At 62.7% G+C, this 24,439-nt stretch carries 22 protein-coding genes and 2 tRNA genes; 7 read left to right on the top strand and 17 right to left on the bottom strand.

Translation table 11 applies throughout. From position 1 onward, the window contains the following. Window positions 1-87: 87 nt before the first annotated feature. On the bottom strand, window positions 88-1,572 hold the full coding sequence (locus tag ACESMT_RS11135) for a CHAD domain-containing protein (RefSeq protein WP_372826658.1): 1,485 nt from the start codon (window positions 1,570-1,572) through the stop codon (window positions 88-90). Between the two features lie 145 nt (window positions 1,573-1,717). After that, on the bottom strand, window positions 1,718-2,635 hold the full coding sequence (locus ACESMT_RS11130; RefSeq protein WP_372826657.1) for a CoA transferase: 918 nt from the start codon (window positions 2,633-2,635) through the stop codon (window positions 1,718-1,720). Between the two features lie 119 nt (window positions 2,636-2,754). On the opposite strand from ACESMT_RS11130, the gene ACESMT_RS11125 reads away from it, so the two are divergent. Then, window positions 2,755-3,243: a DUF2975 domain-containing protein gene (locus tag ACESMT_RS11125; RefSeq protein WP_372826656.1), complete on the top strand. Its 489-nt coding sequence runs from the start codon at window positions 2,755-2,757 to the stop codon at window positions 3,241-3,243. A gap of 10 nt (window positions 3,244-3,253) precedes the next feature. Then, complete coding sequence (locus ACESMT_RS11120) at window positions 3,254-3,469, top strand: helix-turn-helix domain-containing protein (protein WP_372826655.1); 216 nt, start codon at window positions 3,254-3,256, stop codon at window positions 3,467-3,469. A gap of 21 nt (window positions 3,470-3,490) precedes the next feature. On the opposite strand, the gene pobA is transcribed toward ACESMT_RS11120, so the two are convergent. Continuing rightward, entirely contained in the window at window positions 3,491-4,657 is a 1,167-nt protein-coding gene (pobA, locus tag ACESMT_RS11115) for a 4-hydroxybenzoate 3-monooxygenase (protein WP_372826654.1), read from the bottom strand. Between the two features lie 133 nt (window positions 4,658-4,790). On the opposite strand from pobA, the gene ACESMT_RS11110 reads away from it, so the two are divergent. Next, the gene (locus ACESMT_RS11110; RefSeq protein ID WP_372826653.1) at window positions 4,791-5,630 is read left to right on the top strand and encodes an IclR family transcriptional regulator C-terminal domain-containing protein; all 840 of its coding nucleotides are present in this window, start codon (window positions 4,791-4,793) and stop codon (window positions 5,628-5,630) included. A 10-nt stretch (window positions 5,631-5,640) separates the two neighbouring features. On the opposite strand, the gene ACESMT_RS11105 is transcribed toward ACESMT_RS11110, so the two are convergent. From ACESMT_RS11105 to ACESMT_RS11075, 7 genes are all read right to left on the bottom strand, one after another. Then, entirely contained in the window at window positions 5,641-6,354 is a 714-nt protein-coding gene (locus ACESMT_RS11105; protein WP_372826652.1) for an ABC transporter ATP-binding protein, read from the bottom strand. A gap of 93 nt (window positions 6,355-6,447) precedes the next feature. After that, window positions 6,448-7,275: an ABC transporter ATP-binding protein gene (locus ACESMT_RS11100; RefSeq protein ID WP_372826651.1), complete on the bottom strand. Its 828-nt coding sequence runs from the start codon at window positions 7,273-7,275 to the stop codon at window positions 6,448-6,450. Then, on the bottom strand, window positions 7,268-8,299 hold the full coding sequence (locus tag ACESMT_RS11095; protein ID WP_372826650.1) for a branched-chain amino acid ABC transporter permease: 1,032 nt from the start codon (window positions 8,297-8,299) through the stop codon (window positions 7,268-7,270). The genes ACESMT_RS11100 and ACESMT_RS11095 overlap by 8 nt, the downstream gene beginning before the upstream one ends. A gap of 115 nt (window positions 8,300-8,414) precedes the next feature. Next, complete coding sequence (locus ACESMT_RS11090; protein WP_372826649.1) at window positions 8,415-9,278, bottom strand: branched-chain amino acid ABC transporter permease; 864 nt, start codon at window positions 9,276-9,278, stop codon at window positions 8,415-8,417. Window positions 9,279-9,426: 148 nt separating this feature from the next. Further along, window positions 9,427-10,626 (bottom strand): ABC transporter substrate-binding protein, encoded by a 1,200-nt coding sequence (locus ACESMT_RS11085; RefSeq protein ID WP_372826648.1) that lies wholly within the window; start codon window positions 10,624-10,626, stop codon window positions 9,427-9,429. Window positions 10,627-10,817: 191 nt separating this feature from the next. Further along, window positions 10,818-12,395 (bottom strand): benzoate-CoA ligase family protein, encoded by a 1,578-nt coding sequence (locus ACESMT_RS11080; RefSeq protein ID WP_372826647.1) that lies wholly within the window; start codon window positions 12,393-12,395, stop codon window positions 10,818-10,820. 93 nt (window positions 12,396-12,488) lie between these two features. Next, window positions 12,489-12,971, bottom strand: coding sequence for a flavodoxin domain-containing protein (locus ACESMT_RS11075; protein WP_372826646.1), 483 nt, complete (start codon window positions 12,969-12,971; stop codon window positions 12,489-12,491). Window positions 12,972-13,112: 141 nt separating this feature from the next. On the opposite strand from ACESMT_RS11075, the gene ACESMT_RS11070 reads away from it, so the two are divergent. From ACESMT_RS11070 to boxB, 3 genes are all read left to right on the top strand, one after another. Beyond that, a complete protein-coding gene (locus ACESMT_RS11070) occupies window positions 13,113-14,018 on the top strand; it encodes a helix-turn-helix transcriptional regulator (protein WP_372826645.1) in 906 nt (301 codons plus the stop codon). 101 nt (window positions 14,019-14,119) lie between these two features. Further along, window positions 14,120-15,823, top strand: a complete 1,704-nt coding sequence (gene boxC, locus ACESMT_RS11065) for a 2,3-epoxybenzoyl-CoA dihydrolase (protein WP_372826696.1) — start codon at window positions 14,120-14,122, stop codon at window positions 15,821-15,823. A 140-nt stretch (window positions 15,824-15,963) separates the two neighbouring features. Continuing rightward, a complete protein-coding gene (boxB, locus tag ACESMT_RS11060) occupies window positions 15,964-17,388 on the top strand; it encodes a benzoyl-CoA 2,3-epoxidase subunit BoxB (protein WP_372826644.1) in 1,425 nt (474 codons plus the stop codon). A gap of 103 nt (window positions 17,389-17,491) precedes the next feature. Here boxB and ACESMT_RS11055 read toward each other — a convergent pair. Further along, window positions 17,492-17,568: transfer RNA gene (locus tag ACESMT_RS11055), tRNA-Arg, on the bottom strand. A gap of 72 nt (window positions 17,569-17,640) precedes the next feature. Beyond that, window positions 17,641-17,717 (bottom strand) — tRNA-Pro (locus ACESMT_RS11050). A gap of 231 nt (window positions 17,718-17,948) precedes the next feature. On the opposite strand from ACESMT_RS11050, the gene ACESMT_RS11045 reads away from it, so the two are divergent. Then, entirely contained in the window at window positions 17,949-18,644 is a 696-nt protein-coding gene (locus ACESMT_RS11045) for a hypothetical protein (protein WP_372826643.1), read from the top strand. A gap of 92 nt (window positions 18,645-18,736) precedes the next feature. Here ACESMT_RS11045 and ACESMT_RS11040 read toward each other — a convergent pair whose 3' ends face one another. The 5 genes from ACESMT_RS11040 to ACESMT_RS11020 all read right to left on the bottom strand — a co-directional run bounded on the left by ACESMT_RS11040 (window position 18,737) and on the right by ACESMT_RS11020 (window position 24,433). Next, on the bottom strand, window positions 18,737-19,996 hold the full coding sequence (locus ACESMT_RS11040) for an acyl-CoA dehydrogenase family protein (protein WP_372826642.1): 1,260 nt from the start codon (window positions 19,994-19,996) through the stop codon (window positions 18,737-18,739). Window positions 19,997-20,023: 27 nt separating this feature from the next. Then, on the bottom strand, window positions 20,024-21,136 hold the full coding sequence (locus ACESMT_RS11035) for a phosphotransferase family protein (RefSeq protein ID WP_372826641.1): 1,113 nt from the start codon (window positions 21,134-21,136) through the stop codon (window positions 20,024-20,026). A 3-nt stretch (window positions 21,137-21,139) separates the two neighbouring features. Further along, entirely contained in the window at window positions 21,140-21,865 is a 726-nt protein-coding gene (locus tag ACESMT_RS11030; protein ID WP_372826640.1) for a Crp/Fnr family transcriptional regulator, read from the bottom strand. A gap of 108 nt (window positions 21,866-21,973) precedes the next feature. Beyond that, window positions 21,974-22,753: an oxepin-CoA hydrolase, alternative type gene (locus ACESMT_RS11025; protein WP_372826639.1), complete on the bottom strand. Its 780-nt coding sequence runs from the start codon at window positions 22,751-22,753 to the stop codon at window positions 21,974-21,976. Between the two features lie 159 nt (window positions 22,754-22,912). After that, on the bottom strand, window positions 22,913-24,433 hold the full coding sequence (locus ACESMT_RS11020; RefSeq protein WP_372826638.1) for a 3-hydroxyacyl-CoA dehydrogenase: 1,521 nt from the start codon (window positions 24,431-24,433) through the stop codon (window positions 22,913-22,915). Between the last annotated feature and the right edge of the window lie 6 nt (window positions 24,434-24,439).

Genomic DNA, 24,439 nt, shown 5'->3' with positions numbered 1-24,439 from the left:
CCCCTGTTCAGTAAGCGCAAGTAGCTCCTGAAATAATAGCAATTCTCCGGACTGCAAGCGCTTCGGGCGCATGGCTGATTCAGCCGCTCAATCCCAGAACGGCCTGGCCTGTTTGGCGAAGGCTTCGCAGGCCTGCTGGCAGCCCTGCACATGGCCCTCGCGCCGGGCGCTGAGCCAGCCTGCGCCAAACAGGGCGCGCGGGTCGTGAGCAGAGAAGCTTTGCCAGGCCTGCAATGCGGCGACTTCGTCGTGGTAAATGCCCAGCGCATGCTGCAGGGGCTTGAGCGCGTCCAGGTAAGCCTTGAGCTCGCGCCCGTGAAACAGCGGCTGCGAAAACTCGGCCAGGTAGCGCAGGCGCTTGAGGCGCTTGCGCAGGCCGTGCTGCTCGGCCTCGGGGAGGTCCATGAATTGTTTGCCCTGCACCAACACCTGCTTGTGAAGTTTGGACAAGCGCTTGCGCAAGGCCTTTTTAGGCGTCGGCAGGTTCGTTGCTGGGTCGGGTGCGGCGGCTCCCGCATGGACAAAACTGATCAGGCCCAGCAGCGCCTGCTGGAACGCGGGCGAACGCACAGACTCGCCGGCATCGGGCAGGGTGCCCAGCGCGCCCTGCCAGTCCAGTGGCGGCCCGCCTGCGGCTGCGATCTGGCCTTGCAGCTTGTGCAGCAGATAGTCGCGGTCGCGGTGCATGCCCAACGCGCGAAAGACCGTGGCCAGCGGCGTTTCCCAGGGGCCGCCCCAATCGCCGGCCAGGGTGCCCAGCTCGCGCAGTGCGGTGCGCAGGCGGCGCAGGCCCACCCGCAGCTGGTGGATATGGTCTTCGCCGGTGCAGCCGCCCGCCACGTCGCTGGCGTTGGCCAGCACCTGGTCCAGGCAGGCGCTGACCACGGCGGCTGCTATCGCGCGGCCAGAGGCCTTGCGTGCAAAACGCGGCGGTTCTGCGGACACAGCCCCGCCAAAGTCCTGGCCCTGGGCCAGGCGCTGGCCCTTCATCGACTTGCTCACGCTGCTGAGCCACAGCCCGTGCTGGAGGCACCAGGTGCGTGCCAGCATCACCGCGCCGGCCGGCTGGCCGCGTTTGAACTCCAGTTCCAGCTCATGCACAGGCAGCGAGCGGTCGCCCGCTGATACACGGCCGCAGTCCAGCGCGATCTCGACCATGGCGCCATGGGCGCGCACCAAGCGGCTGAGGCGGGTAATGTCGGTCTCAAAAACCATCGCCAGCTCGGGGAAGGCGTCGCCGGGCTTGAGCTTCAAGGCCTGGCGGATGGCCTCGTCCATGGGCGTGCCAGCGTGACGCGCCAGGTCGAGTAGCGGCGCTGCACGCCAGGCCAGCGCAACGTTATGCTCCAGCCGTTCCAGGGTCCGGCCGCCCGGTGCCTTGGCCGTTTGTACCCAGCGCCGGCCTTCCTTGCGCAGGCGCACGACCACACCGCGCGCTGCCAGCGCACCCTCGGCGGTATCAAAGTAGCGGGCCTGCAGACGCTGCGCCGCCGTGCGCCCCCGCCGCACGGCCGCCTCCACCGCCTTGAACCGCGCGGGCGGGATTTCAAGCTTGAGTTCGAACTCGGTCATGGTGTGCAGTGGGGAAAGCAAAAGGGCTTTCCATCCTACGCGCCCTGAGGCGCCGCACAACAACATCCCTGCGGCTTATGGGGCCTGTGTGGCTAAGGATTTAAGTGAAAAAGACCTCTGGCCCTTATGTGGCTGGCGCAAGCAGCTATGAATTCGATAGCGTGTGCAGCGGGATATCCTGCTCGGCGCCCAGCGTGTCAAGCTGCTGGCGTGTCTGCGTGAGCAAAAACGCGGCAACTGCCTGGTGCGTGGAGGTGGCAAACATGGCTTTCATGTCGGACGCTTCCACGCCAGCAGCCGCGCACAGGCTGGCGGCAAAGTGCGGCTCCAGCGCGGCAACCGCCACACGGCCGTCTTTGCACGGGTAGACGCGGTAACCGGCATGGCCGCCGCCGACGGCCGCGCCGGGTTTCGTCAGGCCCCAGGCGCGGGGCAGGCCGAGGTAGCTGGCGGCGCTGGACAAGGCCACTTCGATAAACACGCCTTGGGGATGCGGCTCGCCAGTTCCCGCATACACCTCGCGCTGGTGCAGCACGGCTTGCAGGACCGCTTCGCTGGCCATCACCGAGCCGCCCATGTCGGCATACAGTGTGGGCGGCAGCTCCAGTCCGCTCACCAGGTCGTTGTCGGCCATGTAGGTCAGGTCGTGGCCGGGCTCCTCGCCCAAAGCGCCCGGCGCGCCGACGATGGCGACGTGCGAGAGCGCGTGGTTCAGTGTGTGCAACTTTTTCCAGCCCAGACCGAGTTTTTCTATGGCGGAGGGTCTGAAGGAGGTGAGCAACACGTCGGTTCTGGCCAGTTCGCGTTGCAGCACTTTTTGCCCGTCCCCGGTTTTCAGGTCGGCAGTTTGTACCTTCACGCCCTTGTGCAGTTCGGCATAGGCCGCCGGGTTGTACTGGCCCATGGGGTCGCCTGTGGGCGGCTCAAGTTTGACGCAGGTCGCGCCCATTTGCCGGCAGCGCATCAGTGCCGCAGGGCCGGGCAGGTTGAGGGCCAGGCTCAGAATGCGCACGCCCTGTAACGGCTGAAAGGAAGGGGCGGAGGTGTTGGCAAGGGAAGGCATGGGAAAGGTCTCCTGCGTTCGGCGATACGACCGGTCGGCCCTGGTTTTAGCGTTGACCTTACCAGAGTCGCCGCTTGCCGCCATGCCGGTCCCGGTTCAAGGTCGCCTGGGCTTGCGCCTTGCTGGCCATAGCCTTGCCGCTGGCCGTGCTGTATCAGCTGGTGGCCACGCCGACCGAGGGCTTGTTGCTGCGTGCCGGTGTCAGCCTGACCGCGATGCAGCTCGCGATGCTGGACGTGGCGCTGTGGCAGCGTATGACCGCAGTGCTGCTTGGCATGCTGCCAGTAAGCTGCGCGGCTTATGGCCTGGTCTGCGCGATACGCTGCTTTTCGGGGTTCTCGCAGGCCGAGTATTTCAGCCTGCGCACGGTGCATTACCTGCGCGGTTTCGCCGCCGGTATTTTTGCGTCGGTGGTGGCGGGCTTTGTGGTCTTCCTGCTGATCACCGTGGTGCTCACGGCTGGCGCGCCGGCCGGGCAGAAGGCGCTGGCCCTGGGCCTGGGCAGTAACGAGCTGATCACGCTGCTGTTTGCCGGCATGGTCTGGCAGATCGCCGCCGTGATGGCCAAGGCCGTGGCGCTGGCGGAAGAAAACGCCCAGTTCGTCTGAGTTCTTTCTCGTGTCCATCATCGTCAAACGCGACGTGATGCTGTCGCAGCGTAAGGCCAGGTCCAAGGACCTGGCGGCGTATGTCGGCATCACCGAAGCCAACCTGTCGCTGCTCAAGCAGGGCAAGGTCAAGGGCGTACGCTTTGACACGCTGCTGAAAATTTGCGAATTTCTCGACTGCCAGCCGGGGGATTTGCTGGTGTATGAAGGGGACGGCGATGGTTGAGGGCTGTCATTGCCGAGCAACTCAAAACGGCAGGCCCACGTAGTTCTCGGCCAGCGCCGTTGAAGCCGCTTGCGAATGGACCAGGTAATCGAGCTCGGCCGCCTGGGTCTTGGGCCCGAAGCCGCTGTCGTCCGGAAACTTGTGCATCAGCGAGGTGAACCACCACGAGAAGCGCACCGCCTTCCAGACGCGGCGCAAACAAGTGTCGGAATAATTGTTGATGCCTGCTTCGCTGCCGCCATAAAACTCAGCCAGGGCGCGCGACAGGTAACGTACATCGCTGACCGCCAGATTCAGGCCCTTGGCGCCAGTGGGTGGCACGATGTGCGCCGCGTCGCCGGCCAGAAAAAGCCGACCAAAACGCATCGGTTCGGCGACAAAGCTGCGCAGCGGCGCCATGCTTTTTTCAATCGACGGGCCGGTGACCAGGGCTTCGGCGAATTCGGGGGCGAGGCGACTGCGCAGCTCGTCCCAAAAGGCGTCGTCGCTCCACTTCTCGACTTTATCGTCGAGCGAACATTGAACGTAGTAGCGGCTGCGCGTGTGGCTGCGCATGCTGCACAGCGCAAAGCCGCGTTCGTGGTTGGCGTAAATCAGTTCTTCCGACACTGGCGGGGTTTCTGACAACACGCCGAGCCAGCCGAAAGGGTAGACACGTTCATAGGTGCGCAGCGCATCGGCGGGCACGCTGGCGCGGCTGACGCCGTGGTAGCCGTCGCAGCCCGCGATGAAGTCGCAGTGCACCTCGAAGGTTGTGCCGTCTTTGGTGTAGGTCACGCGCGGATGAGCAGTGTCGAAGTCGTGCAGGGTGACGTTTTCTGCTTCGTACACGGTACCCAGACCGGCGCCTGAGCGGGCGTCCATCAGGTCCCTGGTGACTTCGGTCTGGCCATAGACGGTCACGTTTTTACCGGTGAGCCCGTGCAGGTCAATGCGGTGGTGGCTGCCGGCAAAACCGAGCCCGACGCCACCGTGCACCAGACCTTCGCGTTGCAGTCGCGCTCCGACGCCGATCTCGGTCAGCAGGTCGGTCGTGCCTTGTTCCAGCACGCCGGCACGAATGCGGCCCAGCACATAGTCCTGGCTGCGCTGCTCCAGCACCACCGCATCGATCCCCGCCTTGTAAAGCAGTTGCCCGAGCAAATGCCCGGCCGGACCGCCACCCACGATGGCTACCTGTACGCGCATGTTTGTCTCCTTGTTGTGTCATCTCAGTTGCAGGGTACAAGCGTAGGTCGTCTGTCTGTCGTTGACCAGAGGGGGCGCCATGCCGGACCGCCGGGGTGCACGATAAACAGGCGACTTGTGCGATGATCGCGCAATGAGCACGATTTCAACCCCACCCAGCCGGACCTCCGGCGCGCTGCAGGCGGGCAGACCGATTGCCAAAGCCGACATGATCGAAGGCATGGCCAAGGGCATGGCCGTGCTGGAGAGTTTCGACACGCAGCGCCAGCGCCTGAACGCGACGCTCGCCGCAGAGCGCGCGGGCATCACGCGCGCCGCCGCGCGCCGCCACCTGCTGACGCTGGCGCACCTGGGCTACCTGGAAACCGACGGCAGCTACTTCTGGCTGGCTGCCAAGGTGTTGCGCTTTTCCGGCAGTTACCTGGCTTCGGCGCGTTTGCCGCGTGCCATCCAGCCGACACTGAACCGGCTGGCTGCACAAACCCAGGAATCTTTTTCAGCCGGCGTGCTCGACGCTGACGAGGTTGTGATCGTCGGACGCAGCGGTTACGAGTGGAAGAGTTCGTCGTCGGGGGCCGTGCGGGTGCTGGCTTACGGCCTGCATCTGGGCGCGCGCCTGCCAGCGCATGCCACCTCCACCGGGCGCGTGTTGCTGGCGGCGCAAGGCAAAACCGCCTTCACGCAGTGGCTCAAGGGGCGCTCGCTGCCACGCTTGACCACGCGCACCGTCATTGACATCGCGCAGTTTCGCGCCGTGATTGAGCGGGTGCGTGTGGACGATTTCAGCCTGGCAGTGGAAGAGCATGAGCTGGGCGTACACGCCTTGGCCGTGCCCCTGCGCAACATGCAGGGCAAAACGGTGGCCGCACTCAACGTGGTGGCTTCGCCGCAGCGGCTGTCGGCACAGGACATGCAGCGCGATCTGCTGCCTCTGCTGCTTGACGCCGCGCGCGAACTGCGGCCGCTGATGTAGGCGTCAGACCTTACACCCCCAGATACAGCTGTAGCAGCTCCGGCCGCGCATGCAGCTCGTCCGAGCTGCCTTCAAACACGATCTCGCCTTTGACCAGGATGATGTTGCGGTCGGTGATCTGCGTGACGTGTTTCCAGTTCTTGTCGACGATCACGCTGCTGATGCCTGTCTGCCGGATCACGCCGCAGATGCGCCAGATCTCGCGCGCGATCAGCGGCGCCAGGCCTTCGGTGGCTTCGTCGAGAATCAGCACATCGGGGTTGGTCATCAGCGCGCGGCCAATGGTCAGCATCTGCTGCTCGCCACCGCTGAGCTGCTGGCCACCGTGGCCCAGGCGTTCGGTGAGGCGCGGAAAGGTATCGAGCACACGTTCGTAGGTCCAGTCGCACTGGCCACGGGTTCCTGCGCGCGCCGCCATCTTGAGGTTTTCGACCACGCTGAGGTTGCCGAAGATGCCGCGGCCTTCGGGCACATAGGCGATGCCGGCGCGGGAAACCTCGTACGGCGCACGACCCAGCATCGCCTGGCCGGCGATGGTCACGCTGCCTGAGCGCGGCTTGACCAGGCCCATGATGCTTTTGAGCAGCGTGCTTTTGCCCATGCCGTTGCGGCCCATCAGGCCAATGGTTTCGCCGCGCGCCACCGAAAAATCGATGCCGCGCAGGATGTGGCTGGCACCGTAGTAGGTATGGATACCGCGTGCATCTATCAGTAAATCAGTCATGGCAAGTTCCAGGCCGCCGCGCCGGGCCGCCCCAAGCAAGGCCAGCCCCCTCGGGGGGCAGCGAAGTACACGAAGTGACTAGCGTGGGGGCCATCAATGTTCGCCGAGGTAAGCGGCCTGCACGCTGGCGTCGGCGCGGACGGCCGCCGGTGTGCCTGAGGCAATCACCTTGCCGTCCACCATGACGGTCAAGCGATCGGCCAGCGTGAAGACCGCGTCCATGTCGTGTTCAACCAGCAGGATGCCGTGGTCTTTCTTGAGGGTGAGCAGCAGGGCGACCATGCGTTCGGCCTCGGCCACGCCCATGCCGGCCAGTGGCTCATCAAGCAGCAGCACCTGGGGCCCGGTGGCCAATGTCATGGCAATCTCCAGCTGGCGCTGCTCGCCGTGGCTGATGGTGCCGGCCATCGCGTTCTTTCGGTTTTTAAGCCCGGAAAGCTCGATAGCCCATGTTGCGCGGTCGTTCACAGCTACAAAATCAGTAGCACGGCTGAGCCAGTGCATGACATGCGGCTGGCGCGACTGTGCGGCCAGGCGGACGTTGTCCCAGACCGTGAAGGGCAGGAAAATATTGGTTTTCTGGTAACTGCGGCCCAGGCCCTGACGTGAAATTTTCTCGGGGCTCCAGCCGGTCACGTCCTGGCCGACCAGCCGCACCGAGCCCGAAGTGGGCGGCAGGTCGCCACTCAGCAGGTTGGTCAGCGTGGATTTTCCGGCGCCATTGGGGCCGATCACAGCGTGGATGTGGTTGCGTTCAAGGTCCAACGACACATCGTCAACGGCCGCCAAGCCGCCAAAACGCTTGGTCAGGTTTTTGGCGGAGAGCAGGACCCCCACACTTTTTACTTCGTGTGATGCGCTGCGCGCGAAGGGGGTGTTCGTGCCTTGGGTCGGCCCGGCGCTGCCCAGAATTTCACTCATGGGAATCACCTGCCTTGTGCCGGCGCTTCATGAACTTTTCGGCCAGACCCAGGATGCCGCGCGGCGCAAAAACCACCAGCAGCACAATGAAAAGGCCCATCCAGAGCTGCCAGTGTTTGCCCAGGTGGACATCGCCGACGTAGGGCAGGTCCTTGAACACATGCAGCAGGTATTCGAAGGTGAAGGCGCCGACAATCGCGCCTGCAAAATTGCCCATGCCGCCGAGGATCACCATCATGATGCCGTGCGCGCTCATGTGAAAACCCATGAGCTCGGGATTGATGTAGCCGGTCTGGACGCCCCACAGATAACCAGCCAGGCCGGCCAGCGCGCCGGCCAGTGTGAAGGCCGTGAGTTTGTAGCGGAAGGTGCCAAAACCCATGGCACGCATGCGGTGTTCATTGACCCGGATGCCGGCCAGTGCGCGGCCGAACGGGCTCCAGAGCAGGCGGCGCAAAAAGGCATAAACAAGCAGCAACACGGCCAGTGTGAAGTAATACAGCGTGAGCTTGTTGTCCAGGTCCCACCAGGCAAAGGGCGTCCAGCCGAACAAGGCGATGGTGGGCTTGAAGTTGACGTACAGGCCGTCGGAGCCCCCCAGCGCCCGGTTGTCAAAAAACAGGAAGAACACCATCTGCGCAAACGCCATGGTCACCATGATGAAATAAATGCCGTGGGTACGCACGACAAAAAAGCCGATGAAAAGTGCAGCCAGCCCCGAGGCCATCACGGCCAGCGGCAGGGTCCACCACAGGCTGACGGCCTCGCCTTGCGGCATCAAAAAAGCCAGCGCATAGCCGGCCAGGCCGAAGTAGGCCGCATGGCCCAGCGAGACCAGGCCGGTGACGCCCTGCAGCAAATCGAGGCTCATCGCGAAAATCGCCATGATCATCATGCGTGTGACCATCTGGACGTAGAAGTCGGTGCCGGTGAAGGGGAAAGCGACGAGCGCGATCAGGCCCAGCGCCAGCGCCACCTGCACGCCGCGCGGCAGGACTTCGAGGTTGGCTTTGGCTGAACTCATACGGCTCTAGCCGTTGGCTGGGCGGGATTTTCCGCCGGGCCGCCCCAAGGAAAATGCGCCCCCTCGGGGGGCAGTGCGCTACACGGCGTGAGCAAGCGTGGGGGCTTCACCATTTTCATTGTTTGAACAAGCCTTCAGGCTTCCACAAAAGAACCGCAGCCATCAGCATGTAGATCAGCATGCCGGCGACCTGCGGCAGCAGCACCTTGCCAAAGGTATCGACAAGCCCGACCAGCAAGGCCGCGATCATGGCGCCGCGTACCGAACCGATGCCGCCGATCACGACCACGACAAAACACATGATGAGCACCTGCGAACCCATGTTGGGGTAAACACTGGCAATCGGCGCCGCAATCATGCCGGCCACGGCGGCCAGTGTGACGCCGAGTGCAAATACCACCGCGTGGATCAGTTTGATGTTGATGCCCAGCGCCCCGGCCATGTCGCGGTTGAAGGCGCCGGCGCGTATCTTCATGCCCAACCGGGTTTTCGAGATCAACAGATACAGGCCGAGCGCCAGCGCCAGGCAAACGCCGGACATGAACAGGCGGTACACGGGGTAAGACAGGTTTTCTGTCAGCGGGATGGACGCGCTCAGCAATGCGGGAATCGGCACGCCATGCACGTCGTCGCCCCAGACGATGGAGCGCAGCTCTTCAAAGATATAGATCAGGCCAAAAGTCAGCAGCACCTGGTCGAGGTGGTCACGGTGGTAGAAGTGACGAAACAGCAGCCACTCCAGTGCCAGCCCAAAAACCACAGACAGCGCCGCACCGCCAAGGATGGCCAGCGTAAAACTGCCGAAATACGCGCTGAGCGACCAGGCAAGGTAGGCGCCCAGCATGTAAAAGCTGCCATGCGCGAGGTTGACAACGCCCATGATGCCGAAGATCAAGGTCAACCCGGCGGCCAGCATGAACAGCAGCAGGCCGTATTGCACGCTGTTGAGCAGCTGGATGAGAAAGTTGGCGAGATCCATCGGTCGATGCGGATTGGCTTCGTGCTTGAGTGTGGAAAATTGAAACTGTCATGCCGGGCCTGACCCGGCATCCATGGCATTCGCGCCAGCATGGATGCCGGATCGAGTCCGGCATGACAGTTCTGGGGGTCCGGTTAAGGTTTGAGCTTCAACCCATCTTGCAACCGGCACCCGAGTCGGCCATTGCCTTGGCGGCCACGCCGATCACCTTGTTTTCCTTGTTTTCGACCTGACGCAGGTAGATGTCCTGAATCGGGTTGTGCGATTTGCTCATGGTCCATTTGCCGCGCGGGCTGTCGATCACGGCCGATTCCATCGCCTTGTAAAGAGCCGGCTTGCTATTGAAGTCGCCCTTGACGGCGTTGGCACCGTGGATGAGCAGCAGACCGGTGTCGTAGCCCTGCACCGCGTACACGTCGGGCTGGCTGCGGTAGGCGGTCGCATAGGCAAGGCGGAAGGCCTTGTTGCGCGGCGTGTCCAGCGAGTCGCTGTAATGCATGGTGGTGATGATGCCGTCGGCCGCAGGGCCAGCGGCGGCCAGCACACCTTCAGTCAAAAAGCCTGAGCCATAAAGCGGAATCTTGCCCTTGAGGCCGGCTGCGGCGTAGTCGCGGATGAACTTGGCAGCGCCGCCGCCAGCGAAGAAGCAGGCCACGGCATCGGGGTTGAGCGCGGCGATTTCAGTCAGCAGCGCCTGGAACTCGACATTGGGAAAGGGCAGGCCCAGCTCCTTGATGATCTTTCCACCGGCGGCGAGGTAGCCTTCCTTGAAGCCTTCAAAGGCCTCATCGCCAGCCGCGTATTTCCAGGTGATCCAGACGGCGGTCTTGGCGCCGCGGTCATACATCGCCTTGCCGAGTGCACGTGTCGGCTGCGAGTTGCTGAAAGAAGTGCGAAAGACGTTGGGCGCGCACAGGCTGCGGGTGGCGGCATGTACACCGGCGTTCGGGATCAGGCTGAGCACACCGGAGTCGCGCGCGACTTTCTGGATGCCCATTTGCACGCCCGAGTGGACGGTGCCGACCAGCACATCGACCTTGTCGCGCTGCACCAGCTTGCTGGCGTTTTCAACGCCCTTGGACGGATCGGACTCGTCATCGACCTTGAAGTATTCGATTTCGCGACCGCCGAGCTTGCCGCCTTGCTGCTCGAGGGCCAGCCGAAAGCCGTTTTCAATCGCGACGCCGAGCTGCGCAAATGTGCCGGTGTAGGGCAGCATGAAGCCCACGCGCACCTTGCCGGACTGCGCCCGCACTGTTTGGGGGAGCAGCAGGCCGGCGGACGCGGCGCCGATGACGGCAGCGCTCTGGCTCAGGATCAAACGGCGTGAAGGAAGGCGTGAGGTCATGAAAAACTCCTGGTTGAGGCGGAAGATTGACGCGGAAGAGGGATGTGCAAGAGGCAAGTGGCAGGCGTCGGGCTCTCTGGATAGTAACGGCGTCGCGTACGAAACACCCTAGTGAAAAACCCGAGATTGAAGATTAAATTGTTTATATGTAAAGCAATATCTCTGCCAGCTTGCGGGCACGGGCTGGCGGATCAGCTGCGCGCCTGCCGCAACTTGAAGCGCTGGATCTTGCCGGTGGCTGTTTTGGGCAACTCGGGCACAAACTCTATCCAGCGCGGGTATTTGTAGGGTGCGAGATGCTGCTTCACATGGGCCTTCAGCTCATCGCTTGACGCCGTTTGACCCGCCTTGAGCACCACGCAGGCCTTGGGTTTGACCAGCTCGTCGGCATCAAGCATGCCGATAACAGCGACTTCCAGCACGGCGGGATGCGTCATCAGGCAGGCTTCGACTTCGAAAGGCGAGACGTAAATGCCGCCGACCTTGAGCATGTCGTCGCTGCGCCCGCTGTAGGTGTAGAAACCGTCGGGATCCACCGTGTACTTGTCGCCGCTGCGCGTCCAGTCGCCAGCAAAGGTGGCTTTGGTCTTGGCGCGGCTGTTCCAGTACATCAGCGCCGAGCTGGGGCCGCTGATCTGCAACTCGCCGATCTCGCCGGTGCCGCAGTCACGTCCGTCGTCGCCGACAATACGCAGCGCGTAACCGGGCACGGCCTTGCCGGTGGTGCCGTAGCGCACCTCGCCCGGGCGGTTGCTCAGGAAGATGTGAAGCATCTCGGTGGAGCCGATGCCGTCCAGGATGTCGCAGCCGTACTGGGCGGTCCACTTTCTGCCGATTTCGGCGGGCAGTGCTTCGCCAGCGCTGGTGCAGACGCGCAGCCGGAGTTCGGATTTTTGCGGGCGCGCCGGGTCAGCCAGCATGGCTGCATACAGCGTCGGCACGCCGTAAAAGATGGTCGGCTGGTGTTTTTTCAGGATGCCGAAGACCTCGGCGGGCGTTGGCCGCGCCGGCAGCAACACGGCGGTGGCACCCACACTCATCGGAAAGGTCAGGCCGTTCCCCAGGCCGTAGGCAAAAAACAGCTTGGCGGCAGAGTAGACGACGTCAGACTCCCGGATGCCCAACACGCCGCGGCCATACAACTCGGCGGTCTGGATCAGGTGGCTGTGCAGGTGCACGGTGCCTTTGGGGGTGCCGGTCGAGCCGCTGGAGTACAGCCAGAAACAGGCGTCGTCGGCACAGGTATTTGCTATGACTTTAGTAGCTGCTTGAGCCCGTATCATATGGGCCAGGGCCGTATCTGATGATGAATCTTCACCGGCGGTGATGACGGTGTGCAGCGTGGGGATCTGCGCGATCAGCGGTTCAAACGCAGGCAGCAGGGCCTTGGAGACAATCAGTCCCTGCGCGCGCGAGTCGCGCAGCATGAAATCGAAGTCCGTGCTGGTCAGCAGCGTGTTGGCGGCGACCGGCACCACGCCAGCCAGAATGCAGCCGAGAAAAGCCACCGGCCACTCGGGGGTGTCCAGCATGGCCAGCATGATGCGGCTTTCGGGTACAAAACCCCGGGCGCGCAGGGCGTTGGCAAAACGGTGCGACTGCTCGGCCAGTTCGCCGTAGCTCAGGGTGGCGCCGGTGAGGGCGTCGACGAAGGCCACCTTGGTGGTGCGGCCGGCGTTGCGCTCAAGCAGGTCATGCGCGGCGTTGTAGTCGCGGGGAATCTCCACCCGGGGTGGGCTGACGCTGTGGTCGGCACGGCTCAGGTTCATCTTGTTGTCTCCGGGTGCTCTTGTTTTGGCTCGTCAATGCGGACTTGATCCGCAATCCACGGCGCCCGGGTCACGCCCGGGATCACAATGAACCTATGCCTCAGCTTGTGCCGTGGACAAGGCCAGCGCCAGCCACTCGCGGCACCAGGCGGTGCCTTCGGTCTCGGGCAGGGTGCCGGCGCTGGCGTCGTGGCACCAGACCTCACCGATGCGCTGCGCGCCCAGGCCCTGCAGGCGTTCGTCAAACTTCTTGCCGCCGAAGCAGAAGGTCTGCAGGTAGGTGCGGTCGCCCAGGGCGATCACGCCGTAACGCACGTGGCCCAGAAACTTCGGCTGGCTGTCGAGCGAGTCGTACAGCGTACGGGCGTTGTCCGGCACATCGCCCTGGCCGTAGGTGGAGGTGCAGATGAGATATATTGCATCTTCTTCGGCTATGGCGTCGAAGGTGCTGATGTCCAGGCCGTCCATCAGTTGCACGTCAATCTCCGGCACCAGGTCGGCGCAATCCATCTGGATAGCTTGCGCTACATAGTCGGCTGTGCTGGTCATGGTGCCCACAAGGATCTTTAGTTTCATGGTGTTCCTATCATCTTGAGCCCGTCGAAGGGTGACGTTAAAAGATGCAATAAACTGCTTGACGATTGCTTGAGGTGAAGTATACTGCAATATTGATATAGCGCAAATGCTTTTCACAAAAAGTGGTGTCCGATGCAAGTCATGTCTGAAATCGAAGCAAAAGTCACGCTGGCCGAACTGGGCGCCCGCGTGCGTGCCTGGCGCGCCCGTCGCGGCATGACGCGCAAGGCGCTGGCCAGCGACTCCGGCCTGAGTGAGCGGTTTCTGGCCGATGTCGAAAGCGGCAAGGGCAATGTCTCCATCAACTCGCTGGAAGCCGCTGCCCGCGCACTGAATATCTCGATTCTTGAATTGCTGCAGGACGCACCGAGGCCAGCGCTGGCCCGGGTGCAGGGTTTGCTGGGCCGGCTCGACGACACACAACTGGACCAGGCTTATGCCTTGCTGGGCAGCACCTTTGGTCTGAGTGATGCGATCGGCCGCGAGCAGCGGATTGCGCTGATTGGCCTGCGCGGTGCGGGTAAATCCACCCTGGGCCTGAAGCTGGCTACCGAGCGCGGCGTGCCTTTTATCGAACTGGACCGCGAGATCGAGCGCGAGGCCGGCACCAGCATGAACGAAATTCTGTTGTTGCACGGGCAGGCTGGTTACCGCCGCTACGAGCGCCGCGCGCTGTTTCGTATTGCCGAGGACCATGCCGACGGTGTGGTGATGACCACTGGCGGCAGCATTGTCAGCGAGCGTGAAACCTTTGACTTGCTGCAAAGTCGCTTTTATTGCGTCTGGCTCAAGGCCAGCCCCGAAGAGCACATGGCACGCGTCGTTGCACAGGGCGACATGCGGCCTTTTGACACAACCCGCGGTGCCACGAACGAGGCGATGGACGACATACGCCGAATTCTTGCCAGCCGTGAAGCGCTGTACGCGCGCGCCGACGCTGTGGTTGACACATCGGCCCGCACGCTGAAACAAAGCCTGAAAGACATGGAACGCGCCGTTCCTGCCCAGGCACAACCGAAGGAAACAAGTCATGGAGCGCATGGCTAGGGCCCCAGCTCGCTGGGGATCGACACGCGGAATGACTTGGGGCGGTCGACACCGCTCCAGTACCGAAACCTACCGACATACAGGAGACCATGATGAACGCCATGACCGAACCGCTTTTGTTCAAACAGGTGATTGAGGGCCAGGAGCGCGAGCTCGTGAGCTTTGTGACCCATCCGACGAAATACCAGCACTGGACACTGAGCGTGGACGGCGCTGAACCGGATGTGGCGCGCCTCAAGCTCGACATCAATGAAGACGGCGGCATCAAGCCCGGCTACAAGCTCAAGCTCAACAGCTATGACCTGGGTGTGGACATCGAGCTGCACGACGCGATCAACCGCATCCGTTTTGAACACCCGGCCGTCAAGGTGGTGGTGTTCGAGTCCGGCAAGGAAAAGATCTGGTGCTCGGGCGCCAACATCTACATGCTGGGCCTGTCCACCCACGGCTGGAAGGTCAACTTCTGCAAGTTCACCAACGAGACCCGCAACGGCCTGGAAGACTCCTCGCGCCACGACGGCCTGAAAGCCATTGCTGCTGTCACTGGCGCCTGCGCCGGTGGTGGCTACGAGCTGGCCCTGGCCTGCGACCGCATCGTGATGGTGGACGACCGCTCCAGCACCGTGAGCCTGCCCGAGGTACCGCTGCTCGGCGTGTTGCCTGGCACTGGCGGCCTGACCCGCGTGACCGACAAGCGCAAGGTGCGGCGGGACCTGGCCGACATCTTCTGCACCACGTCCGAAGGCGTGCGCGCCGATCGCGCCAAAGACTGGAAGCTGATCGACGCCTGCGCCAAGCCGCAGCAGTTCGGCGCTTTGCTTGCTACTGAAATTGAAGCACTCCGCGACCAGTCCACAAGGGCTGCGGGCTCAAAAGGTATTGAACTCAGCGCGCTGAAGGCGAAAATCGACGATGCCGGCTACCACTACAGCGTGGTTGACGCTCAAGTGGACCGCGCCACGCGTATCGCCACCATCACGCTCAAGGCGCCAGCCGCAGCGATCGAGTCCACCGCTGAAACGATTGAAGCCGCTGGCGCCAATTGGTACCCGCTCAAGCTGCAGCGCGAACTCGACGACGCCATCCTGAACCTGCGCACCAATGAACTCGAAGTCGGCACCTGGGTCATCAAGACCGAGGGCGACGCCGGTCAGGTGATGCGTATGGACGAGGTGCTGGCCAAACTCAAGGAGCATTGGCTGGTGAAGGAAACCACTGGCGCGCTGCGGCGCACACTGGCCCGCATAGACGTGACCAGCCGCTCGCTGATCGCGCTGGTCGATGCAGGCTCGTGTTTCGTCGGTACGTTTTACGAATTGGCGCTGGCCTGCGACCGTATCTACATGCTGGACCTGCCGGATTCGCCCGATGCCGCGCCCGCACTGCAATTGAGCCCAGCCAACTTCGGCTGGTTCCCGGCCGTCAACGGCTTGAGCCGGCTGCAGACCCGTTTTTACGAAGACGCGGCCACCACCAGCCAGCTTGAAAAACTCGGCGACTGCAAGCTGCGTGCCGACCAGGCGCTGGAGCTAGGCCTGGTCACGCTGACCCCCGACGACATCGACTGGGACGACGAGATCCGCATCATGCTGGAAGAGCGCGCCTCGATGTCACCCGACGCCATGACCGGCATGGAAGCCTCGTTGCGTTTCCCCGGCAAGGAGACCATGGAGACACGTGTGTTCGGCCGGCTCAGCGCCTGGCAGAACTGGATTTTCATTCGACCGAATGCGGTGGGTGAGGAGGGCGCATTGAAGCTCTTTGGCACCGGCAAAAAGGCGAAATTCGACTGGAAACGTATTTGATTTGTCTTACTCCCTCTCCCTTTGGGAGAGGGCAGGGGTGAGGGCTCCCCGCTCCCGCTTTTAAAGTCGCAGAGCCCTCACCCTAACCCTCTCCCCGAGGGAGAGGGAACCGGAAAACCCCAGAACTTTTAGGAAACACCATGAGCACCATTGACCTGCAAGCCCTGATCCCCAACAACGTCAACCTCGGCGAGAACCGCCAGCTACAGCGCGCGCTTGAGCACTGGCAGCCGGCCTTCATGAGCTGGTGGGACGAAATGGGCCCGAGTGACTTCAATGCCAAAGAGGTGTACCTGCGCACCGCCGTCGGCGTGGACGCCTCCGGCTGGGCCAGCTACGGCTACACCCCCATGCCCGACTACCGCTGGGGCATTTTCCTGGCGGACAAGGAAGAAAACCGCAAGATCGGTTTTGGCGACCACATGGGCCAGGACGTGTGGCAGGAAGTGCCCGGCGAATACCGCAGCGCATTCCGCCGCCTGATCGTGACCCAGGGCGACACCGAGCCTGCGTCGGTCGAGCAGCAGCGCCTGCTGGGCCACACCGCGCCCAGTTTGTACGACCTGCGCAACCTGTTCCAGGTCAACGTCGAGGAAGGCCGCCACCTCTGGGCCATGGTTTACCTGCTGCACGCCCACTTTGGCCGCGACGGTCGGGAGGAAGCCGAAGAGCTGCTGACCCGCCACAGCGGCGACGCCGACAAGCCACGCATCCTGGGGACGTTTAACGAGCCCATGGACAACTGGCTCAGTTTCTTCATGTTCACCTACTTCACCGACCGCGACGGCAAGTTCCAGCTCAAGTCTTTTGCCGAAAGCGCGTTTGACCCGCTGGCCCGTACTACCCGTTTCATGCTGACTGAAGAAGCGCACCACATGTTTGTCGGCGAGACCGGCATTGGCCGCGTCATCAAGCGCACGCTGGAGGTGATGAAGGAGTTGGACACCGACAACGTGGACACGCTGCGCAAGGCCGGTGTGATCGATTTGCCGACGATCCAGAAATTCATGAACTTCTGGTTCACCTCGTCGCTGGACCTGTTCGGCTCGGAGGCTTCGTCCAACGCCGCCAACTACTTCAGCAACGGCATCAAGGGCCGTCCCGATGAAGCCAAGTTCGCCGATCACGTCGAGCTGGAGAGCGAAATGACCATCCAGGTGCCGGACGGCAAGGGCGGCTTGAAGAACGAAACGATTTCGACACGCAACGGCATGAACGAGATCACGCGCCTGGAATATGTGAAGGACTGCAATGTCGGCGTCACGCGCTGGAACATGGGTATCAAACGCGCAGGCATCAACTTCGAACTGAGCTTGCCGAACACGCGCTTTCGCCGCAGCGTCGGCGCCTGGTCCGGAGTCTCTACCGATCCGCAAGGCAAGCCGATCAGCGAGGCCGAGTTCGAGGCCAAAAAAGACAATTGGCTGCCCAACGACGCCGACAAGACCTTCATCCACAGCCTGATGCACCGCGTGACCGAACCCGGCAAGATGGCCGGCTGGATTGCGCCGCCGGATCGGGGCATCAATGCGAATGCGGTCGAGTACGAGTACGTGAAACTGTAAGCTCTTCCGCTTGCTCACTGGGCCTGCGGCCAGGGAGCAAGGCGTTGATGCGCCCGAAACGGCTGTTGACGATGAGCGTTTTGAGCGCGCGGCGCGGTACCTTTGGTCTGCCCGGAGGGGATCGAACCCCCGACCCTCAGCTTAGAAGGCTGATGCTCTATCCAACTGAGCTACGGGCAGAAAAGCGGCTACGGCGAATGTATACGCAGATGCGAAAAAAGCCCACACAGGTGAGCTTTTTGGATGATTCTTTGGTCGGAGTACAAGGATTCGAACCTTGGACCCCCTGGTCCCAAACCAGGTGCGCTACCAGACTGCGCCACACTCCGACAAGTCCCAGATTATAGCCCGAAGCGCTGGCGGCGTGGCGGGCCGCCCTGATTTATTTGAAGCGGCGGAGCAAAGGCCGGGTGCCGTCCGCGCGCCACCCGCCAAACCGGCCCCTCCGGCAAAAGGTGCTCCGTGTGCCAACTGGCGGGAGCGCATCCAGAGACTGCGCTTACCCGGCCTTCTTTTTCAACCTATGATGTTCACTGGACTTCAAGAGAAATGCCGCAACCATGTTTGATCGCCTGAAGAGGGTCTTTGCGCGGGGAGGGCCGGACGCCATACCTGCCGAAAGCACATCGGATGCATCGTCGCCCGTGTCCGAGTGGGCAGGCACACAGGGCTTCAGCTACTTTCACCAGGACAATGCGCACGGTTTTTTGCTGACCGGCCAGGTGCGCGGCAAGCCCTGGAAACTTGAATGCGGGCCATCCTCGCGCGACTACATTCCTGGCGACGAGTTGCGCGCCCGGGCGGAGCTGGGCATTAACGGCGATGCGGCGGTGCTGATCATTAACCGGCCTCTGAAAGAGTCGCTGGAAAAACGCGCCTATGCAATCTACACCGATTCACTGCAAACCACCGCCGACCCCAGCCTGCCTGAAGAAATGCGCTGGCTCGCCATGTTTGAGGAGTTTGGCTGGGCCAGCCTGGTGCCTGAATTCTGGGAGCGCTACGCGGTACTGGCCGACCGCCGTGAACACGCGCTGGCCTGGATAGACAACAACCTGGCCGAGCTGCTGCTGTCCTGGCCCCAGCCCGGCCCGGATGCGCAGACCCCTTTCATCCTGATGCTGTTGCGCGGCAAGGCTTATTTGCGCATGCAGTACGTCCCAGGCGACATCGCGACGCTGCAGCATGCAGCCGTCACCTACACCAGCGCCTGCGATGCGGCGCTGGCTGGCCTGTCAACCGACATCCCGCTGTAGTTCAGGCGAAAAAGCGGCGCCAGCCCTTGCGGGGTGGACGCCACCAGCTCCTGTTTTGACAGCGTTTTGCCGCCGCCAGGCGGTCGGACGCGTCAGCTGCCGCGGGTGATGGGCATCTCCACTTCGCCGGGCATCAGCAGATGTTTGGCCAGCTCAAGCTTGGCCAGCGAGGCGCGGTGCACTTCATCCGGGCCATCGGCCAGTCGCAAGGTGCGCTGGTGAGCGTAGGCATAAGCCAGCGGGAAGTCATCGGACACGCCGCCACCGCCGTGCGCCTGGATGGCCCAGTCGATGATCTGGCAGGCCATGTTGGGCGCGACCACCTTGATCATGGCGATTTCGGCCTTGGCGACCTTGTTGCCAACCGTGTCCATCATGTAAGCGGCTTTCAGCGTCAACAATCTGGCCTGGTCGATCATGCAGCGGGCGTCGGCAATACGCTCGTGCCAGACCGACTGGCGTGCCACCGGCTTGCCAAAGGCAATGCGGGTATTCAGGCGTTTGCACATCAACTCCAGCGCGCGCTCGGCAATACCGATGCTGCGCATGCAGTGGTGGATACGTCCGGGGCCGAGGCGGCCCTGGGCGATTTCAAAGCCGCGCCCTTCGCCCAGCAGCAGATTGCCCACTGGCACACGTACGTTGGTCAGCCGCACTTCCATGTGGCCGTGCGGTGCGTCGTCGTAGCCGAAGACGCTGAGCGGCCGGATCACCTCGATGCCCGGCGTGTTGGCCGGCACCAGAATCATGGACTGCTGCTCATGGCGGCCCGCGTCGGGGTTGGTTTTGCCCATGACGATGTAAATCGCGCAGCGCGGGTCGCCCGCACCGGATGACCACCATTTCAGGCCGTTGATCACGTAGTCGTCGCCGTCACGCTCGATGCGGCACTGGATGTTGGTCGCGTCCGACGATGCGACTTCGGGCTCGGTCATCAGAAAGGCGGAGCGGATATCACCCTTGAGCAGGGGTTCGAGCCAGCGGTCCTTGTTTTCCTCAGAGCCATAACGCGCAATGGTTTCCATGTTGCCGGTGTCAGGCGCCGAGCAATTGAAAATCTCGGGCGCAAAAGGCACGCGGCCCATGATTTCGCACAGTGGCGCGTATTCGAGATTGGACAGCCCTTCAGGGGCACGAGGCGAGTGCGGCAGGAAAAGGTTCCACAGCCCGGCGGCGCGGGCCTTGGGTTTGAGCTCTTCAATGAGGGCCGTTGGAATCCAGGCGTTTCCCCTGGCGCGGTTGTCGGCGATTTCCTTGAAAAAACGGGCTTCGTTGGGATAGACGTGCTGGTCCATGAAGGCCAGCAGTCGGGCCTGCATGTCCTTAACCTTGGGGGTGTAGTTGAATTCCATTGATAGCTCCTGGAGTAGTTGCCCTGTTTAGAGGGATGGACCGGTCTGGCCGGCCTGGCTTTTGCGTGCAAAGTCCCATGCCATGCGTGCCAGCACTGGCGCGCCTTTGGCCGAGGCGACAGCCTGGGCGCTGGCCGCTGTGCCGGCTTCGACGCGTTTGGCAATCCCCTGCAAAATTGCGGCGAGACGGAACAGGTTGTAGGCAAGGTAGAAGTTCCAGTCAGCCTTGATCAGCTCGGGGCTGGCAAAACCGGTGCGCTCGCAATACTGGCGAATGTGTTCGGCCTCCGTCGGGATGCCCAGGCTGACCACGTCGAGGCCGCCGATGCCACGGAAGGCGCCAGGCGGGATATGCCAGGCCATGCAGTGGTAGCTGAAGTCGGCCAGCGGATGGCCCAGCGTGGACAGTTCCCAGTCGAGCACCGCGAGAACGCGTGGTTCGGTGGGGTGGAACATCAGGTTGTCGAGCCGGAAGTCACCGTGCACGATGGAGACCATGGCTTCATCGCGCGCGCTGGCCGGAATGTTGGCCGGCAGCCAGGCCATCAACTCATCCATCTCGAGAATGGTTTGGGTGATGGACGCGGTGTACTGCTTGCTCCAGCGGCCGATCTGGCGCTCAAAATAATTGCCCGGTTTGCCATAGTCGGCCAGCCCGCGCTCGGCAAATTTCACCTTGTGCAGCGCGGCGATCACGCGGTTCATCTCGGCATAAATTTCTGCGCGCTGGGTGTTGGTCATGCCAGGCAGGGCCTGGTCCCAGAGGACGCGGCCTTCGACAAACTCCATGACGTAAAAGGCGCGACCAATCACGCTTTCGTCTTCGCACAGGCAGTACATTTTTGCGACCGGCACATCGGTGCCCTGCAGGCCGCTCATGACCTTGAACTCGCGCTCGACCGCGTGGGCCGACGGCAGCAGTTTGGCCACTGGCCCAGGCTTGGCGCGCATCACGTAGGCGCGGGCCGGTGTGATCAGTTTGTAGGTCGGGTTCGACTGGCCACCCTTGAATATTTCGGCGCTCAGCGGACCCTGAAAACCCGGCAGGCGTTGCTCGAGGTAGCTACTGAGCGCGTCCATGTTGACGGCGTGCTGGCCCGAGACCTCGCGGGTACCCAGAAAGTGGTCGAAGTTGCTCATGGATTATTTTTCAAGGTCGGCTTCAGAGATGCGCAGCAGGGCTTCGCGGTTGCGCACCACCAGGCCGCCCGGCTCGATGCGTATCGCATCCTCGCGTTCCATGGCCTTGAGCTCCTGGTTCACACGCTGACGCGACGCGCCCAGAAGCTGTGCCAGTTCTTCCTGTGCGAGCTGCAGACCAATGCGCACTTCGCGCCCGTCGCTGAGGCTGCTGACCCCGTAGCTGCGCACCAGGTGCAGCAGCTGCTTGGCCAGCCGCGCGCGCAAGGGCAGGGTGTTGAGGTCTTCCACCAGACCGTAAAGCTGTCGGATGCGGCGCGCATGCAGGCGCAGCATGGCTTCGTACAGCTCCACATGCGTAGCCAGGATTTTCTTGAAGTCTGCCTTGGCCACGCACAGGATGGTGGTCTCGCCATGTGCATAGGCGTCGTGCGTTCGCCGGTCGCCGTCGAAAATCGCCACATCGCCGAACCAGATGCCGGGCTCCACATAAGTCAGCGTGATCTGTTTGCCCGAGATCGATGTCGAGCTGACCCGTACCGCGCCTTTTGCACAGGCTATCCATTGCTCCGGCGGGTCGCCGCGGGCGGCGATCAGTTCGCCATCCTTGAAACGTTGGACAAAAGCGCATCGAAGTATGTCGTGTCGGAGTGAGGGGGATAGGGATGAAAACCAGCGGCCACCGTTGATGGCCTCTCTTTCGTGTATCGTAAGAATGGGATCGTCCATGGCCTGTCTTTTGAGTGACTCACAAGCTGGCTATTGTCGCGCCAGAGACGGCGCAGCGGGCCTCCACCTGTCGCCTCGGTGTCCCTGTAGCCGGTTCCTGCCGCGGCCTCAGCTGTAGCGGGGCGTGCGTTTTTCCAGAAAGGCGGCGATGCCTTCGCCGCCGTTCGGATGGTGCAGGTTGCGCACGAAGTGCGCGCGTTCGGCGTCCATCTGTTCACCCAGGGTGTTGGCTTGCGCGTCGTTCATGAGTTCCTTGATGCTGGCCAGCGCATTGGGGGCGCGCGCATTGAGCGTGTCGGCCAGCTTCAGGGCTTCGTGGAGTGCATCACCTGCGGGAACGCTGCGGTTGAGCAGGCCGAATGCCTGCAGGCGCGCGGCGCCAATGCGCTCGCCGCACATCAGCAGCTCGCTGACGAGTGCGCGCGGCAGGGAACGGCTCAGCACCCAGCTGCCGCCGCCGTCGGGCGACAGGGCTACGCTGCTGTAGGCCATCACAAAAACTGCGTTGTCAGCCGCGACGATGAAGTCGCAGGCCAGCGCCAGCGAAAAGCCCGCGCCGGCTGCGGCGCCTTCCACGGCAGCGATCACCGGTTTGGGAAAGGTACGTATCGAATCGATCCAGCTATGCAGGCCATTGATGCTTTGGGCCTGCACGTCCTGCGCTTGCTCGCGGTTCGCCTGCAGGCGCTGCAGTTGGCCACCGGCGCAAAAATTGGCGCCTTCGCCTGTAATCACCACGCTGCGAATCTCCGGGTTGGTCTCGGCAACGTTGAGTGCCTCTACGCCGGCAGCGTAAATCTCCGGGCTGAGGGCGTTGCGGAAATCGGGATTGCTCAGGGTCAGCACCATGGTGGCGCCGTCGCTGGTGCTTTTCAGTGCGCCTGCCATATCAGTTGTTCCAGTACAGAAAAATGGAAGCCGCGGAGACTGCGTCCGCTACGCGTCTTTCAGCCAGCAGGGGCCGCGGAACTGGCTTCGCCAGGCCGCAGGCGCCGCCCCCTGGAGGGGGGAAGGCGCTACACGCAGTGAGCGACCGACAGGGGTGTGTCATTCCTCTTCGTGCATCAGACTCAGGCCGATGGCACCGCGGCGGCGCAACCACGGAGAAGGGCGGTAGCGCGGGTCGCCATACACGGTTTGCATGTTGAAAAGAACTTCCAGAATGTTGGTCGGTCCGTAGCGGTCGCCCATGGCCAAAGGGCCCAGCGGGTAACCGAGCCCCAGGGTTACGGCGGTTTCCAGGTCCTTCGGAGTGCAGATGCCTTGCTGGCAGATGTCGCTGGCAATGTTGACGATGGTGGCGACCACGCGCTGGGTCACAAAGCCACCGCTGTCCCTAATCACGCTGACGGCCTTGCCGTCGCGCGCAAACAGGGCGTGCGCGGCATCGCGCATGTCGCTGCGGGTAGCGGGATTGGTGGCCAGCACGCGGCGTCTGCTCGCTGCGTCGTCGATCAGCATGTCGATGCCCACCGTACGCGCGGGATCCAGCCGTTCGACCACGGCCACCGTGGTGATATCAAAGCCCAGCGGCGCCACCAGCACCAGGGCGTTCATGGACGGGGATGCGCCGGTTTCAATGCTGGCCCCCAGACCTTTCAGCAACTGCAGCAACTCGGAGCGCCTGGCGGCACGCGGCGAGACCCAGACTGGCGGCATTTCAGCGACGGCGGGGGCGGGTCGTTCAGGCGCGACTTGCGCTACGCCGTCCTGGTAGCGGTAAAAGCCTTCTCCGGTTTTACGCCCTAGCATGCCACCGGCCAGGCGCTGTGCGGTGATCACGCTGGGGCGGTATCGCGGCTCGTCGTAGTACTGTTGGTAGACCGACTCCATGACGGGGTGCGACACATCGAGGGCGGTCAGGTCCATCAGCTCGAAGGGCCCCAGCTTGAAGCCGGCCTGGTCCTTGAGGATGCGGTCTATGGTGGCGAAGTCAGCAATGCCTTCACTGACAATACGCAAGGCCTCGGTGCCGTAACCGCGCCCGGCATGGTTGACGATAAAGCCGGGGGTATCCTGCGCCATGACCGGCGTATGACCCATCTGGCGCGCGTAGGCTGCGAGGGCTTCACATGCGGCAGCGTCGGTCTTCAGGCCGGCAATCACTTCGACCACCTTCATGAGCGGCACCGGATTGAAAAAATGATAGCCGGCAAACCGGCCGGGATGCTGCATCCCTGACGCGATGGCCGTGACGGAGAGGGATGAGGTATTGGTGGCCAGAATGGCCTGCGTCGAAACAACAGTTTCCAGGGAAAGAAACAGTGATTTCTTTACATCCAAACGTTCTACAACCGCTTCGATGATGAGGTCGCAATCGGCCAGATCGTTCAGGCTGGAGGCTGGTAGCAGCCGGGCTGTGTACTCTTCCGCGAGTGCGCTGTCCAGCCGACCCTTGCCGACCAATTTATCCCATTGGCCCCTCAGTGCCTCACGTGCCGTGCCGGCCGCCTCGGTGTGGGTGTCAAACAGCCTGACCTGGCTGCCCGCCTGGGCTGCCAGTTGGGCAATGCCCCGGCCCATGGCGCCCGTGCCAACAATGCCGACAGTTTTATAAAGTGGATTCATGAAAAA

Origin of the sequence: Polaromonas sp. (genome assembly GCF_041689105.1) — a bacterium.
GTDB lineage: Bacteria > Pseudomonadota > Gammaproteobacteria > Burkholderiales > Burkholderiaceae_C > Polaromonas.
The sequence above is the reverse complement of the archived record's forward strand: the minus strand, read 5'-3'. Positions and strand labels throughout refer to the sequence as shown.